The sequence below is a fragment of the Desulfovibrio intestinivivus genome, assembly GCF_053570665.1.
Genome location: NZ_JBRBQT010000001.1, coordinates 850,216 through 865,974, shown reverse-complemented (window position 1 = coordinate 865,974; position 15,759 = coordinate 850,216). Strand labels below are relative to the sequence as shown.

At 59.7% G+C, this 15,759-nt stretch carries 12 protein-coding genes; 6 read left to right on the top strand and 6 right to left on the bottom strand.

The window, feature by feature from the left end; genetic code table 11:
• Window positions 1-14: 14 nt before the first annotated feature.
• The 5 genes from aroQ to ACUZ9P_RS03620 form a co-directional block, all read right to left on the bottom strand.
• The gene (gene aroQ / locus ACUZ9P_RS03640; protein ID WP_298996207.1) at window positions 15-467 is read right to left on the bottom strand and encodes a type II 3-dehydroquinate dehydratase; all 453 of its coding nucleotides are present in this window, start codon (window positions 465-467) and stop codon (window positions 15-17) included.
• 24 nt (window positions 468-491) lie between these two features.
• The gene (locus ACUZ9P_RS03635) at window positions 492-1,373 is read right to left on the bottom strand and encodes a shikimate dehydrogenase family protein (RefSeq protein WP_449248674.1); all 882 of its coding nucleotides are present in this window, start codon (window positions 1,371-1,373) and stop codon (window positions 492-494) included.
• Window positions 1,374-1,627: 254 nt separating this feature from the next.
• A complete protein-coding gene (locus ACUZ9P_RS03630; RefSeq protein ID WP_449248673.1) occupies window positions 1,628-3,118 on the bottom strand; it encodes a flagellar hook protein FlgE in 1,491 nt (496 codons plus the stop codon).
• Window positions 3,119-3,367: 249 nt separating this feature from the next.
• Window positions 3,368-3,787, bottom strand: coding sequence for a rhodanese-like domain-containing protein (locus tag ACUZ9P_RS03625; RefSeq protein WP_449248672.1), 420 nt, complete (start codon window positions 3,785-3,787; stop codon window positions 3,368-3,370).
• 50 nt (window positions 3,788-3,837) lie between these two features.
• The gene (locus ACUZ9P_RS03620; protein WP_298996199.1) at window positions 3,838-5,028 is read right to left on the bottom strand and encodes a pyridoxal phosphate-dependent aminotransferase; all 1,191 of its coding nucleotides are present in this window, start codon (window positions 5,026-5,028) and stop codon (window positions 3,838-3,840) included.
• An 88-nt stretch (window positions 5,029-5,116) separates the two neighbouring features.
• Between ACUZ9P_RS03620 and ACUZ9P_RS03615 the strand changes: the two genes are divergently transcribed.
• Window positions 5,117-5,554 (top strand): MbtF, encoded by a 438-nt coding sequence (locus tag ACUZ9P_RS03615; RefSeq protein WP_298996197.1) that lies wholly within the window; start codon window positions 5,117-5,119, stop codon window positions 5,552-5,554.
• Between the two features lie 306 nt (window positions 5,555-5,860).
• Here the strand turns inward: ACUZ9P_RS03615 and ACUZ9P_RS03610 are convergent, their stop codons facing one another.
• The gene (locus tag ACUZ9P_RS03610) at window positions 5,861-7,660 is read right to left on the bottom strand and encodes a 3-phosphoshikimate 1-carboxyvinyltransferase (RefSeq protein ID WP_449248671.1); all 1,800 of its coding nucleotides are present in this window, start codon (window positions 7,658-7,660) and stop codon (window positions 5,861-5,863) included.
• A gap of 492 nt (window positions 7,661-8,152) precedes the next feature.
• On the opposite strand from ACUZ9P_RS03610, the gene aprB reads away from it, so the two are divergent.
• The 5 genes from aprB (at window position 8,153) to qmoC (ending at window position 15,733) form a co-directional block, all read left to right on the top strand.
• Window positions 8,153-8,641 (top strand): adenylyl-sulfate reductase subunit beta, encoded by a 489-nt coding sequence (gene aprB, locus ACUZ9P_RS03605; RefSeq protein WP_022658830.1) that lies wholly within the window; start codon window positions 8,153-8,155, stop codon window positions 8,639-8,641.
• Between the two features lie 37 nt (window positions 8,642-8,678).
• A complete protein-coding gene (aprA, locus tag ACUZ9P_RS03600; RefSeq protein ID WP_449248670.1) occupies window positions 8,679-10,667 on the top strand; it encodes an adenylyl-sulfate reductase subunit alpha in 1,989 nt (662 codons plus the stop codon).
• 365 nt (window positions 10,668-11,032) lie between these two features.
• On the top strand, window positions 11,033-12,268 hold the full coding sequence (locus ACUZ9P_RS03595) for a CoB--CoM heterodisulfide reductase iron-sulfur subunit A family protein (protein WP_298996191.1): 1,236 nt from the start codon (window positions 11,033-11,035) through the stop codon (window positions 12,266-12,268).
• Window positions 12,269-12,273: 5 nt separating this feature from the next.
• Window positions 12,274-14,538, top strand: a complete 2,265-nt coding sequence (locus tag ACUZ9P_RS03590; protein WP_298996188.1) for an FAD-dependent oxidoreductase — start codon at window positions 12,274-12,276, stop codon at window positions 14,536-14,538.
• A 13-nt stretch (window positions 14,539-14,551) separates the two neighbouring features.
• Window positions 14,552-15,733, top strand: coding sequence for a quinone-interacting membrane-bound oxidoreductase complex subunit QmoC (gene qmoC / locus ACUZ9P_RS03585; RefSeq protein WP_298996186.1), 1,182 nt, complete (start codon window positions 14,552-14,554; stop codon window positions 15,731-15,733).
• Window positions 15,734-15,759 lie beyond the last annotated feature (26 nt).

Genomic DNA, 15,759 nt, shown 5'->3' with positions numbered 1-15,759 from the left:
ATACTGCGTCTTTACTACGCTTTGTTTGCGGTTTTAGCCGCCAGCGATTGCGCGGCTCTCAGGCCGAGAAGATAACTCTCAACGCCGAATCCGCACACGCTGCCCGCACACACTGGCGACAGCACAGAATGGTGCCGGAATGCCTCGCGCGCGTGAACATTGGACATGTGAACCTCCACCACAGGCACAGGCAGAATGGCCAGGGCGTCAGCAATGGCATAGCTGTAGTGCGTCCATGCGCCCGCATTGATGACCACCGCGTCAACGCCCTCGCCAAGCGCTTGGTGGATGCGCTCCACCATCAGGCCCTCGTGGTTGGTCTGAAAGCATTCCACTGTTGCGCCCAGCTCCTGTGCAAGCGATTGCAGCGCCGCGTCAATGTCCGCCAGGGTGGCCGTGCCGTACTGTGAGGGGTCGCGCTTGCCAAACATGTTCAGATTGACGCCGTGCAGCACCAGAATTCGCATGGAAGTCTCGCTTTTCCTGTCGGTTTATTGGGGCTGTTGCCCAAGGGCGGCTTCAAGGGCGCGGCGTGATTCGGGCGGCAGGCCCTGCCCCGTCCAGAGGCGGAACTGCGCATCGCCCTGACCAAAAAACATTTCAAGCCCCGATATGCAGCGGCGGCCAGCAGCGCGGGCCTCGCGCAGAAAACGGGTTTCGAGGGGGTTGTACACAATATCATAGGCAATGTGTGTTGCCTTGGCAGCGCCCTCTGCGGAAAGTGGCGCAACCAGTGAAAAATCATAGGGGGTGTCATCTTCCGCCTTGCCGCGCATGCCAAGGGGGGTGGTGTTGACCACCAGCAGGGCCGAAGGCTCGTGCCGGTCTCTCCATAGCAGAGGCGTAAGGCCGAATTCTTCGGCCAGCGGCAGGTGCGATTTATCGGAAGGCGTGGCCACAAAGATTCTGGCAGGGCGCTTTGCATTGTCCGGCGATGCAAGGCCTGCGGCAACGGCACGGGCAGCGCCGCCCGCACCCAGCAGCAGCACGTCCGCCCCGTCAAGGGGCATATCTGCAAGCGGAGCCATGAATCCTGCCACATCGGTATTTTCGCCGCAAAGGCGGTCGCCATTCCAGTAAATGGTATTGGCGGCGCCCACCTGACGGGCAAGGGGGCTGACTTCGTCCAGCAGGGGCAAAAGACCAACCTTGTGCGGGATGGTTACGGAGCAGCCGCGAATATCAAGCAGGCGAACACTTTCCACAAAGGCGGGCAGTTTTTCGGGCGGCACTTCCCATTTCTGGTACAGTGCGTTGATGCCCAGGGTCCGGAAGCCCGTATTGTGCAACAGGGGGGAAAGTGTCTGGGCCAGCGGCCAACCGGTGACGCCATAGAGAGCGGTACCATTGGTGGGAGGTGCTGCGACGCTCATGCGGGGTGCTCTCCTGCGAGAAAGTGCGAAAAAAGTGTTTCTTTACAGGGTGATCCACATCTGGAGGCAACACTGTACCCTATGGGGAGGTTCGGAGCAATGCTCCGGAGCAAGGATTGCCCGGATAATCAAAGTGTTTGCATATGATATGAGCGCATCTGACTCGCATCAGTATCCTGCCAGAAATACAAACGGCCCCGGTTATGCCGGGGCCGGAAAATCATGATACCAAGAAAGGGTCTGCGCCCATCCTGCTATGAACGTTTGAGTTCCATGGCCTTTTGCAACATCTGATCTGCCGTGGTCACAACCTTGCTGTTGGATTGAAAGCCGCGCTGGTTGACAATCATGTTGACCATTTCCTGGGACATGTCCACGTTGGAATTTTCAATGTTGTACGCGTTTATCTTGCCGTAGTTTTCCGTACCCGCAACGCCCATCTCCATATTGCCGGAATCTTCTGTGGCGGCAAAGAGGTTGTTGCCCTCGCGGCGCAGGCCGTCTTCACTGGTGAAACGGCATACAGGAATCTGCCAGAGATTCATGCTCTTGTTGTTGGAAAACTTACCCACCACCGTGCCATCGGCGCTGATGCTGATGTTGTTCAGTGTGCCTTCGGCGTATCCATCCTGGGTGCGTGTGCGCGTCACCGGAGAGGAAGATGTGTAGTTGGTTGTGGCATCCGCAGCGCGGGTATAGGCGTTGCCCATACTCGCCAGTGTCGTGGGGTCTGTACCCACGCTGGCAGCATTGCCAGGGCTGTTTTGCCAGCCGCTCTTGGCGGTGATGCCCAGGTTCACTGTGACAGGCGCACCGTTGACAGTCATCTGGGGGGTGCCGTCCTTGGAGAGCGTGGCCGCGTTCCAGTCCGCAAGGTTTGTGCTGCCCGCAGTGCTGGGGGTGTATGCCGACATGCCGGAGAGTTCACCGTTAGCGTTGAAGCTGAGGGTGCCCGCCATCAGGGGCTGGGCCTTGCCGCCCTTGGCATCGGCATCCGAGGCAATGAGGTACTCCACGGTCGTTCCGGGCGTTGTGGAAGGCGCGCCGTCAAAATAGATTGTGGCCGAGTGGGCCGTGCCGTCGGCACCATACAGGGTAATGCTCTGCCCGTAGCCGTAGCTGGAACTGTTCATGGGAGGCACGTTGGCGGCATTATACTGACCAATGAGGCTGAAATAGGGATTTGCGGGGTCGCTGGAAGTGTCTTTGGACTGTCCCACATTAAAGCGCATATCAACAGCCGTGGTGGCCTTGGCGGGCATCTTGGCGAATCTGTCAACTGTAACCTGCGCCAGACCGCCCTTGGTGCCATCCTCCGCGTATTTGTAGCCCATAAGGGCCATGCCGGCAGGTGTGCGCCAAACTCCCTGATTGTCGGGCCGGAGGTCGCCCGCGCGGGTGTAATACTGCTCGCCGGTTTTGTCCGTTACCTGAAAGAAACCTTTGCCGCTGATGGCCATATCGGTAACGGTGTTGGTAGACTCAAGCCCCCCCTGCTTGTACCGCGTGAGCACTGCGTCCATCTGTACGCCCTGCCCTACCTGCCCAAGGGCCACCTTGGAATTGGTCTGCGCATCCCACCAGTCGCCTATGGCCCCTTGCTGCGCGTAAAAAACGTCAGAGAACAGAGCGGTTTGCTGCTTGTACCCGATGGTGCTCACATTGGCGATGTTGTTTGAGATAACGTTCATGCCGCTACTCAACGTTTTCATGCCTGTGGCGCCGATAAACAATGACGAGTTCATGCTCTGCCTCCTGTCGGGAGGGAATAATTTTCCCTTGCCCGGAAACGATGCCCCAAACAGCAAGACGTTTCTGTTGTGAAAACGCATGCCGTTGCGCCGCCCGTGTGCGCGGCGCGCCTTGCCTGCGGCGCGTAAGTCGCGCATATGTTTAGGCAAAGAAAAAGGGCGGGGAGGAAAAATCTTCCTCTCCGCCCTGAATAGAAGCAGAATCCGTGCCAGCGGTAACGCTGCTTGCGCTACAGCGGCGCGCTATTTTTGCAGCGGCAGGCCTTGTTTCTGCCAGCCCGTGATGCCCTCATTCATGTGGAGAATGTTGGTTATCCCTTCTTTTTCCATGGCGTCGTAGGCTCCGGCAGAGCGATTGCCCGTGCGGCAATAGAGCAGCACCGGCTTGTCCTTGGGCAGGCCAAGTATCTGCGAATCAAAGGATGCGCCGAAAAAGTCCATGTTGATTGCGCCTGCAAGGTGCCCCTCGCGAAATTCAGCCGGGGTGCGCACGTCAACAATGGTCAGCCCCTGAGGAGGGGTCTGCAACAGGGTTGCGGCGTCCTTCACGCTGATATCCTTGGCGGAAACCTGAACGGCAGCAAGCAAGAGGAAGCATGCGAGCGCCGACATCAGGCCATAAAGCCTGCCGCGCGATGGCGTTGCGGAGTGGGTCTGCGTCATTTCTGCTACCTGTAGTGGTTTGAGATCGGGCTGGGGGCCTGCCTGCGATGTTATTTTACGGAGGCGCGGGCCTTGGCAAAGCCGTCGGCAGCCTTGCGGATCACTTCTTCGCCCACGCAGAATGCCAGGCGGAAGTAACCGGGGCAGCCAAAGCCGGAGCCGGGAACAGCCAGCACGCGTTCTTCGACCAGCCTGTTCACAAAGGCCACATCATCCCCTCCGGGAGCCTTGGGGAAGAAGTAGAACGCGCCTGCGGGCATCTGGAATTCGTATCCGGCGTTTTTGAGCACCTCGGCCATGGCCTTGCGGCGGGCGGCGTAGACGTTCAGGTCAACCTGGCTGCCCAGGGCGGCGGCCATGATGTGTTGGCCCACCACGGGCGGGTTCACAAAGCCGAGAATTCGGTTGGTGAGCGTGAGGGCGGCCATGAGCTCGGCCTTTTCGTGCAGCAGGGGCGAAACGGCGGCAAAGCCCACGCGTTCGCCAGGCAGCGAAAGATTTTTGGAAAAAGAGCTGATGACCACGGCGTAAGGATAGAGCGGCAGCACCGAAGGCACTTCCGCACCGTCATAGGCAAGGAAGCGGTACGGTTCATCGGCCACCAGCCAGATGGGCTTGCCGTATTCCTGACTCTTGTTTTCCAGCAGTTCGGTCAGCGCCTTGAGGTCTTTGCGACTGTAAATCACGCCGGTGGGATTGTTGGGCGAGTTGATGAGCACCACGCGCGTTTTGGGGCTGATGGCTTCTTCAAGCGCGGCAAGATCGGGCGCAAAGGTGTCGGCCTTGCTCATGACAGCGCGGAAGGTGCCGCCGTGGTTGGCTACATAAAAGCCGTATTCCACGAAGTAGGGGGCAAAGCCCAGCATTTCTTCGCCGGGATTGATGACCGCGCGCAAAAAGGCGTTGAGCACGCCGGCAGCGCCGCAGCCCAACAGCACATCATTGGCGGTAAGCGCCACGCCCTGCTCCTTGCTGAGGTGGGCGGCCAGTTTTTCGCGCGCCCAGACAAAGCCGCCGTTGGGCATGTAGCCAAAGGCAAAAGGTTCGCCAGCGTGTTCGGTGAAAGAACGCAAGCCGTCCACAACGGCGGGGGGTGCTGGCAGGTCGGGGTTGCCCAGGCTGAAATCATAAACGTTGTCCGCGCCAAAACGGGCCTTGAGCTGGCCTCCGGCCTCGAACATGCGGCGGATCCACGAAGAGTGTTCCAGATACCCCGTAACGCTGTCTGCAAGAATGGACATATACTGCTCCCGCTGGTTGTTGTATTCGACCTGACTATTGGTTATGCTTCCAAAAGCCGCATAAAGCAATTGTCATTTGGAGGCCCTGATGCGTTTTGAAATTTTAGGCAAAGCCCGGCGTGCGCTCTTCCCGGTGCTGTGCGCGGCAGCCCTGCTGCCCGCTTGCGCCTCCAAGGAGACGCAGGAAATTCCGGACGGCATGGCCGTTACCGTTACCTTGCGCGAAGTTCACCGCTGTTCCCGGATATCGCCTGAAATTCAGGTGGCACAGACCCCCGGCAGCACCGATTACTATGACGTGCGCCTGGTGGAATTTACCAGCGATGGCCAGGATCTGTTCCTTGGCGGTGGCGAGTGGAACAACGACGGCAGCGGCATTATCCCCGAGGGAGGCCTGACGCGCCACTATCGTGGCCCCTGCCCGCCCGCCGGACAGTCCCGAAACTATGCCTTTATTGTTTCGGCCATGAACCGGCAGAACATGCAGCCCCTTTCCGTGAGGCTGTTCCGCTTTACTCAGGAATAATCTTCCCAGCCACGCTTTTTTGTCCGCTATTGCGGCGTGGGCATGGCTGTTCAAACGGAATTTCCGTCCCGTTGCAGATATGCTGCGCGGGGCGGATTTTTTTATCCTGCCCCAGACTTTGCCGGACAGAAAATTTCTGGCCCACTGGCCGCCTGCGGCCCGCACAGCACTGCAAGGGTGCAGGGCAGGGGCTTGCCGCAGGACTTCTGTCCCATCCCAAGGCCTTTATGCTTGCCCTTACCCTCGTAAACGCCAACAGGCGCTGGGGACGATATCTCGCCGCCAGCGCCTGTTGTTTATTCTTTTCTAATAGTCGTCTTCGTCTTTCAGTTCCGGCGGTACAGCCACTGCGCCTGTGATAATGCGGCGTCTGGGAGCGGCAGCCGGAGCTTCCGGCGCGGCCGAACGGCGCACTGTCGGTTCGGGCAGGGTATTGTACAGCGCCCAGAAGGGCGGGTACAGCCCGGTCATGATGCCGGGGTTGCCCAGCTTCTGGTGGGGGCTTGCACAAGCAACCAGTGCAAGGGCCATTGCCCATACCGGATCAGGGGCATTCCAGCCCGTGCGCGGGCCAGATTGTTCTTTTTTGCACAATCTGCCGTTTTCATCCAAATCCAGACCGACAGCAGAAAGAAAACTTTCTACCGTTGTGCGGTCTGTGCCAGAGGGCAGGGCGGGCAGAACGGCCTTGTCGCCGCGCAGGGCTGCACAGGCGGCCAGAGCCACCGGCAGCGGGGCCCAGGCAGCGGGGAATCCGGCAGGCAGATCACCCTTTGCGTACTGTTTCAGGGGCGCGGCGGCGCTTGCGCAGACTTCGCCGCCGTTTTTGCCCGCTTCGAAGCGCAGGTCAAGGCCGAGCTGCTGCAAAAGATCCCAGCCAGCTTCAGCTGCGGGCAGGGCGGGCCACTGGCCGCCAAGCAGGGCTTCGCCGCCCAGAGCCAGGGGCAGGGCCAGAAGAAAGAGTGCCAGTTCCGGCTCCATGCCAGCCTGAGGCTGGGCAGGCAGGCTGAGCGGGCCAGGATTGACGCGTACTTTGGCGCCTTCCACCTGCACGTCTGCACCAGCTGCGCGCAGTATGGGCAGTATGCGGGCAACAATGAGCCTGTGCTCGGGATGCGAGCCAAGATCAAGGGTGATTGCCCTTTCGTAGCCGGGAGCCGCCAGCAGGATGCCCTCGGCCAGTTCGGCGGGCACATCGGCAGGCAGTTTGACGGAATCAGGCAGAATGCCGGAGCACTCAAGGCGTGCGGGCAGACCATCGCTCTTGGGCACCACATGCACGAGGCGCGCTCCCAAGGTGGGCAGGAAGTGCCGCACAGAAGAAAAGTCAGCCAGTTTCAGGCTTGCATCGCCAGTAAACTTTGCGCGCGAGGGGCGGCCAAGATAGTGCCCCAGCAGCATGAAGAAGTTCCAGGCGCTGTCGCCCGTGTGGATTACCTTGTCAGACGCGCCAAGCGGAGCAGCCGGGCGGGCAGAAACGCCTTCATCCTCGCGGGTCATCGAGGCGCCTGCCTGAATGAGCATTTTGACGCAGTCAACAATGGGATCATTCATGAGGCAGGGCGCGATATGCAGGGGCTGGCCCGTGGCTGCGGCCAGCATCAGCCACGCGCGCGTGGCCCGGCAGGCCAGGGGTGCAGGCATGTGCAGGCGCACGTGTTTGGCGGGCGGCGCAAGATTAAAGGCTGTGCGCGGCGGTTCCTGCGTTGCTGCACCGCCGAGTTCGCCGCCCTCATCCGCGCCGTCTGCGCGTGCGGAGGCGGGACGGGGCTGAAATTCCACTTCCTGCATGAGCGAAAAAAAGTGGCCCGAAAGGCGCGCATCGCGGCTGATGTGGGAAACCGAGGCTTCCCACGATTCACGGATGGTTTTTTCTTCCGTGGAGTCGAGCCGGGGTTTGTCGCCGCGCATGCGGACAAGAATATTATTGCGGCGGAGCAGCAGCCGCAAAATGTCGCGGTCGATCTCGCAAACCACTTCGCGCAACGGCTTGCGGGCGCGCGAATCGCCGGTTTCGTGCCCATTACGGGGGCCGCGCGGGGCGCGTTGGCCCCGTGCTTCGCGCGCATCGCGGGGAGCGCGGGAATCGTTGGAATTGTCGGTCATGCCTTGTCCTGTACTGATAATGAAATTTGGATAGGAGGGGTCCGCCCGTGGCGCAGCATTGAAAAAACAACAGGTTGCCGACTCATGGCTCGTTTTGCCGCGGGGGCTTCCCTTATCTGCCCAAGCGTGTTAGCTTGAAATGACTTCTCTTGCAAGGGTTGCGCATTGGGCAGCCCTGCGTGGCATGATCCGTTGACTTTTGAAATGGTTGTGACGCAAGAGGGGCGAAAATGCGAAAGAGATTTTTTTTCACAAGGCAGTTAACATTCTGAATTTGCTGTAAATCCGTATGACGGCTCTGTGAAGTTTCCACGAATTTTTGCAGAGGGGGGTTGACTCAAAGGCTAAGTGCTTGTTACTAATTGCGCAAGCCATACGCCCAACCTTCGTTGTGGAGGCGCTCGGCTAACCCCGGCGTGACGGATTTGCCGCGCGCCTCGCCGAACCCGGCGGGTTTTTCTGAAACACTTTTAAAAGAGTTGGAGGATACGTATGCCGACGTTTGTCGATCCGTCCAAGTGCGACGGCTGCAAGGGTGGCGAAAAGACGGCCTGCATGTACATTTGCCCCAATGACCTCATGATTCTTGATTCTGAGGAAATGAAGGCATACAACCAGGAACCCGATGCCTGCTGGGAATGCTATTCCTGCGTGAAAATCTGCCCCCAGGGCGCCATTACGGCCCGTCCCTATGCAGACTTTGCCCCCATGGGCGGGACCTGTATCCCCATGCGTTCGGCTGACTCCATCATGTGGACCGTCAAGTTCCGCAATGGCAACGTGAAACGCTTCAAGTTCCCCATCCGCACTACGCCGGAAGGTTCCATCAAGCCCTTTGAAGGTCATCCCGAAGGCGCCAACATCGAAGATGAACTGCTGTTCACCGAAACTGCCCTGGTCGCTCCCAAGACCGCCCTTGGCAAGAAGTTCGATGTTAAGGACGCTAACAAGACCTTCACCTGCATGGAACACGGCCGCTAGGCTATTGCAACCGCTAGTGCGATAAGGAGAAACAATTATGCCAATGATTCCCGTCAAGGAAGCGACGAAGGGTGTGGCCATTGCCGAGCCTGAAGTTAAGGAACATGCTGTTGACCTGCTGATCGTGGGCGGCGGCATGGGCTCCTGCGGCACCGCTTTTGAAGCAGTGCGCTGGGGTGACAAGCACGGCCTGAAGATCATGCTGGTTGACAAAGCCACCCTCGAGCGCTCCGGCGCCGTGGCCCAGGGTCTTTCCGCCATCAACACCTACCTGGGTGAAAACGACGCCGACGACTACGTCCGCATGGTCCGCACCGACCTTATGGGCCTGGTTCGCGAAGACCTTATCTTCGACGTAGGCCGTCACGTTGACGACTCCGTGCATCTGTTTGAAGATTGGGGCCTTCCCTGCTGGATCAAGGGCGAAGACGGCCACAACCTGAACGGCGCTGCCGCCAAGGCTGCTGGCAAGAGTCTGCGCAAGGGCGATGCCCCTGTGCGTTCCGGCCGCTGGCAGATCATGATCAACGGTGAATCCTACAAGTGCATCGTGGCCGAAGCTGCCAAGAATGCCTTGGGTGAAGACCGCATCATGGAACGTATCTTCATCGTGAAGCTGCTTCTCGATAAGAACACCCCCAACCGCATCGCCGGCGCCGTGGGCTTCAACCTGCGCGCCAACGAAGTGCACATCTTCAAAGCCAACACCATCATGGTGGCCGCTGGCGGTGCCGTTAACGTGTACCGTCCCCGCTCCACCGGTGAAGGCATGGGCCGTGCATGGTATCCTGTGTGGAACGCTGGTTCTACCTACACCATGTGCGCTCAGGTTGGCGCTGAAATGACCATGATGGAAAACCGCTTCGTGCCCGCCCGCTTCAAGGACGGTTACGGCCCCGTGGGTGCGTGGTTCCTCCTGTTCAAGGCCAAAGCCACCAACTCCAAGGGTGAAGATTATTGCGCCACCAACCGCGCCATGCTGAAGCCTTACGAAGATCGCGGCTACGCCAAGGGCCATGTCATCCCGACCTGCCTGCGTAACCACATGATGCTTCGTGAAATGCGCGAAGGCCGCGGCCCCATCTACATGGACACCAAGAGCGCCCTGCAGAACACCTTCGCGACCCTGAACGAAGAACAGCAGAAGGATCTTGAATCCGAAGCTTGGGAAGACTTCCTCGACATGTGCGTTGGCCAGGCCAACCTTTGGGCCTGCACCAACACCGCGCCTGAAGAACGTGGTTCCGAAATCATGCCCACCGAACCCTACCTGCTCGGCTCCCACTCCGGTTGCTGCGGCATCTGGGTTTCCGGTCCCGACGAAGCTTGGGTGCCCGAAGACTACAAAGTGCACGCTGCCAACGGCAAGGTCTACAACCGCATGACCACCGTTGAAGGCCTCTTCACCTGCGCCGACGGCGTGGGCGCTTCCGGCCACAAGTTCTCCTCCGGTTCGCATGCTGAAGGCCGCATGGCTGGCAAGCAGATGGTCCGCTGGTGCCTTGATCACAAGGACTTCAAGCCTGAGTTCGCTGAAACCGCCGAAGAACTGAAGAAGGCCGTTTACCGTCCCTTCTACAACTTCGAAGAAGGCAAGGCCGCTTCGACCGACCCCGTGGTGAACCCGAACTACATCACGCCCAAGAACTTCATGATGCGTCTCGTGAAGTGCACCGACGAATACGGCGGTGGCGTGAGCACGTACTACACCACCTCCAAGGCGCTGCTTGACACCGGCTTCAACCTGCTCGCCATGATGGAAGAAGACTCCTTCAAGCTGGCCGCTCGTGACCTGCACGAACTGCTGCGCTGCTGGGAAAACTACCATCGTCTGTGGACGGTGCGTCTGCACATGCAGCACATCTCCTTCCGTGAAGAATCCCGCTACCCCGGCTTCTACTACCGTGCGGACTTCATGGGCCTGGACGACGACGCTTGGAAGTGCTTTGTGAACTCGAAGTACAATCCCGCCACCGGCGAGACCAAGATCTTCAAGAAGCCCTACTACCAGATCATCCCCGACTAGTCGGCGGCACTGATGCCAAATGGGGGCGGCCGCAAGGCCGCCCCCTCTGCTGCAAGCTCTGGCTTTGCCAGGGATGCAGCGGCGAAAAACGCGTGCCGGCGGCGGGACAGCCCCTGCCGGAAAAAGAGCGGTTTTTCGTGCCAGCCTGTTGGTGTGCCGATTGTTTGGGCATAGGTGCGCAGCACAAGGCAAATGTTCGGCAAGGGGATGACCGGCAGCAGGCCCCCTTTGTCGGCGGGCGTGGTGCGGGCAGTTTTGTGCGCTGGCGCTCGCAGAGGTCGGCCACGGGGCCGCTCCTTTTTTTTCGCGGCGGGAGTCCTTTTCCTTCTTCAGCCGCTATGCAACAACGCAGGAGGATATCCAGGATGTCCAATGCCATTCTCGTCGTGGGCGGCGGCTTTGCAGGCCTCACAGCCGCCATTGAAGCGGCGGAACTGGGCCACGACGTCTTTATCGTCGAAAAGTCGCCCTGGCTTGGTGGGCGCGTGGCTCAGCTCAATAAGTATTTTCCCAAACTTTGTCCCCCCTCCTGCGGCTTGGAAATTCAGTTCCAGCGCATCAGGAACAACCCGCGCATAAAATTTTTCACCCAGGCCGAAGTAGTCGGGTTTATGGGTGTAAAGGGCGATTACAAGGTGAAGGTGCGCATCAGCCCCCGTCACACCGCCCCGCACAACATCGATTTCAGCCTGCTGGCCTCCAGCCTGACCGGCGAAGTGGAAAGCGAATTCGAGCTTGGTCTTGCCACGCGCAAGGCCCTGCACAAGGATATGCCTTTCGCCTTCCCCAGCCGTTACACGCTCGACCTTGATGCGCTTTCCAAGTCTGACAGCGCACGGGTTGCCGGGGCCAAGTTCCTTGATGTGAATGAACCGCAGCGCGAGCTTGATCTCAATGTCGGCGCTGTGGTCGTTGCTACAGGCTGGAAGCCCTACGATGTTACCCAGCTGACCAACCTTGGCGCGGGCAACGTGAAAAACTGCGTGTCCAACATGCAGCTTGAACGCCTTGCTTCGCCCTTTGGCCCCACCGGTGGCCGCATTGTCCGTCCTTCCGATGGCCGTGCTCCCCACCAGGTTGCCTTTGTGCAGTGCGCTGGTTCCCGCGACCAGAACCACCTGAACTACTGCTCCTACATCTGCTGTATGGCCACGCTCAAGCAGTGCCTGTACATTGCAGAGCAGAATCCCGACACGCAGATCACGGTGTACTACATCGACCTGCGCGCCCCGGGCCGTTATGTGAAGGTGCTGGAAAAGGTCAAGGCGCTGCCCAACGTGAAGTTCGTCAAGGGCAAGGTTGCCAACGCCGTGCAGGCTGAGGGCAACAGGGTGCGCATTACGGCTGAAGACGCCGTGCGCGGTGAAAAGATGACCCTTGATTATGATCTTGTTGTGCTGGCCACGGGCATGCAGCCCTCGCTGGCTGGCGAAAACGCGCCCCTGCCCCTGCCGCTGGACGAAGACGGCTTTATTGCGGGCGGAGAAGAGGCCGGCATTTTCGCCGCTGGTTGCGCGCGCATGCCCCTTGATGTGATGCGCTCGGCGCAGTCCGGCACAGCCGCCGCCCTGAAGGCGGTACAAACGGTGAAAGGGAGGTAGGCGGCATGTCGGGTAAAATTGGCGTCTATTTTGACCAGCAGAACATTGGCGGCGGGCTTGATCTGACCGCTCTGGCCGAACAGACGAGCCAGAAGTGGGGCAGTCTTGTTCCCGTAGTCAAGGTCGTTCCTGTGCTGGCCCTGGCCGTGAGCGAAATCAAGGCCGACATCGAAGCGCAGGGGCTGGACGGCGTGCTGCTGTGCGGCGCTTCCCCCCGCGTGGATGCGGACATCTACCGCCTGCCCGTGCAGGTGGAACACGTAAACCTGCGCGAACAGTGCGTGCAGGCCTATAAAAATCCTGACCACACTCCAGTGGATACGGCCAACGGCGCGCCCGAACTGCTGGCGCTCATGGCCCGCGACTATGTGAACATGGGCGTGGTCAAACTGCAAAAGAGCGAAGTGCCCGATTCTGCCGCCATTACCGGCGTGCCGAGGGTGCTCGTGATCGGCGGCGGCTGGACGGGCCTTACCGCAGCTGCTGAAGCTGCCGAAACCGGGTATGAAGTTGTGCTCGTTGAAAAGGCCGAAAAGCTCGGCGGCGCTGCCAACAACATCCCCATGGGTTCGCCCTTGGCCTCCCCGTGGACGGACAAGCAGCCCACCAACGTGGCCGACAAGGCGAGCAAGGTGCTTGGCAACAGCAAGATCACTGTGCACTTGAATACCCGCATGGAAAAGCTGGAAGGCCAGCCCGGCGAGTTCAAGGCCACTTTTGCCACTCCCTCAGGCTCGCAGACTATTGAAGTGGGCGCTGTGGTGCTGGCAACCGGCTGGGTGCCCCTTGATCAGAAATACCTTGCCTCCATGGGCCTTGGGCAGAGTACCAAGGTTGTGGACGCCGCCACCTTCGGCAAAATGCTGGTGGCCGATCAGGTGAACGCCCGCCGCATAGCCTTTGTGCTTGACACCACCATGGCTGAAGAGGCCGTGCGCAAGGCTGCTGAAGAAGCCGAAGCCGCTCCTGAAGCCGCCGAAGCTGCCAAGCCTGCGGAAGGTGAAGAAAAAGGCTTTGTAAAAGCCAACCTCGAAAGCTTCCGCCATGTTGCATATTCCAACGCGGTCAACAGCGTGGGCATGCTCCGCCTTGCCAATACGGTCTGCGAAAAGACCAATGACACCTGTCAGACCTTTATCCTCTATAAGGACATGACCGTTCCCGGCATTCTTGAACGCTTCTACAAGAAGATGCAGGATCGCCTGGGCGTCATGATGACCAAGGCCGACGTGACCGACATCCGCGAAGCTGGCGACCACATGGTTGTGAGCTGCAAAAATACCCTGCTGGGTATGGATTTTGATCTGGATGTGGATCTGGTTGTGCTGCCCACGGGCCTTGTGCCCACCACGGCCAAGGACGTGACTGTCTGCTTTGACTATCGCCAGGGCCCGGACTTCCCGGATCTGAACCTGTTCGATGGTTTTGCGGATTCCAACTACATCTGCTTCCCCTACGAAACGCGCCGCACCGGCGTGTACGCAGCGGGTTGCGTGCGTCAGCCCCTGACCATGGACGCCTGCGAAGAAGACGCCAAGGGCGCGGTGCTCAAGGCCATGCAGTGCATTGAAGCCGCCAGCCACGGCGTTGCCGTGCATCCCCGTTCGGGCGACCTTTCCTACCCCGTGTTCAACTTTGTGCGTTGCACCCAGTGCAAGCGCTGCACGGAAGAATGCCCCTTCGGCGCTCTGGACGACGACGAAAAGGGTACGCCCAAGCCCAATCCGGCACGTTGCCGCCGCTGCGGCACCTGCTTTGGCGCTTGCCCGGAACGCGTTATCTCCTTCGCCAACTACAATATCGACCAGATCGGCTCCATGATCCGCGAAGTGCAGGTGCCCAAGGACTTTAAAGCCGACGGCCCCCGCGTGCTGATTCTGGCCTGCGAAAACGACGCCTACCCGGCGCTCGATATGGCCGGTGCCCGCAACAAGCCCTGGAGCCCCTACTGCCGCATCATTCCGGTGCGCTGCCTTGGCTCGGTCAACGCCATCTGGGTGTCTGACGCCATGAGCAAGGGCTACGACGGCGTTATGCTGCTGGGCTGCAAATATGGCGATGACTACCAGTGCCACTTTGTGAAGGGCTCTGAAATCTGCTCCCGCCGCAAGGAAAACATTGCCGAGACGCTCAACCGCCTTGGCGTGCAGCCCGAACGCGTGGAACAGCTTGAAGTGGCCATTGACGAATACGACAAGGTACCCGACCTGATCGACGGCTTTGTTGACCGCATCATGGCCATGGGCCCCAACCCGTTCAAGGGCATGTAGGAGGATGGCAGCAATGGCACAATGTACAATCAAACCTGATATGGAGTTTGTCAGGGCGCTGGAAGAATCTGGGGGAGAATCCCTCAAGAAGTGCTACCAGTGCGCCACCTGCTCCGTGGCCTGCCCTCTCGCTCCGGCCAATGCGCCTTATCCGCGCAAAGAAATGGTCTGGGCTTCTTGGGGCCTTAAAGACAAGCTGCGCGCCGACGTTGACCTGTGGCTCTGCCACAACTGCGGCAACTGCTCCGACCTTTGCCCGCGCGGCGCCAAGCCTGCGGACCTCATGGGCGCAGCGCGCAACGTCATTTACCGCGAACTGACCGAACCCACCGTGGTGGGCAAGCTCATGAGCAAGCCCGCTGGCCTGCCCGTGCTCTTCGCCATCCCGGCTGTGCTGTGGCTCTTTGTGTGGTGGATCCGCGCCGGTTTCAACGGCGGTCAGTGGTTCCCCCGCGCAGCCGATGGCCGCATTGTTTTTGGTCAGATTTTTTACGGCGACTACACCATCGACCCCATCTTCATGCTCACCTTCTTTGGCGCGGCCTTGATCATCGCGCGGGGCGTCATGAAACTTTGGGGCATGTTCAAGCCTGAAGGCTCACTGGCCGTCATCGGCAAGAAAAAGTGCTGGGTTTGGCATTTGTGGGACGTGCTGTGGGATGAAGTCATCACCCACCGCAAGTTTGACGACTGCGAAGACGGCCCCGCCACCGGCACGGAGACCCCCAACCGTAAGTTCGGCCACATGCTGCTGGTTTACAGCTTCGCCATTCTGGCCTTTGTTACGGCGGTTGTGGCTGTTGGTCACTGGGGCGGCAAGGTTATTCCGCTCATCCACATTGAAACGCCCATGCCGCTGCTCTTCCCGGTGAAGATTCTGGCCAATCTGGGCGCGCTCATGCTGCTGGCCGGTCTTGCCATCCTGACTGTCCGCCGCGTGATGCTCAACCCCAAGTTCCAGGGTTCAAGCTGGCACGACTGGTATCTGCTGGGCATCATCTGGCTGGTGGCCGTCACCGGTGTGCTGTCGCAGTGCTTCCGCCTGGCGGACGTCGTTGTGCCCGCCTTCCTGGTGTACTACCTGCACCTGGTATTTGTGTGGATGCTTTTCGCGTATCTGCCCTGGTCTAAGCTTGGCCACTTCGTGTACCGCACGGCGGCCCTGGTTTACGCCCGCATGTACGGCAGAAGCTAACGGCGTTGGCCCCTGGCCTTGCGCCG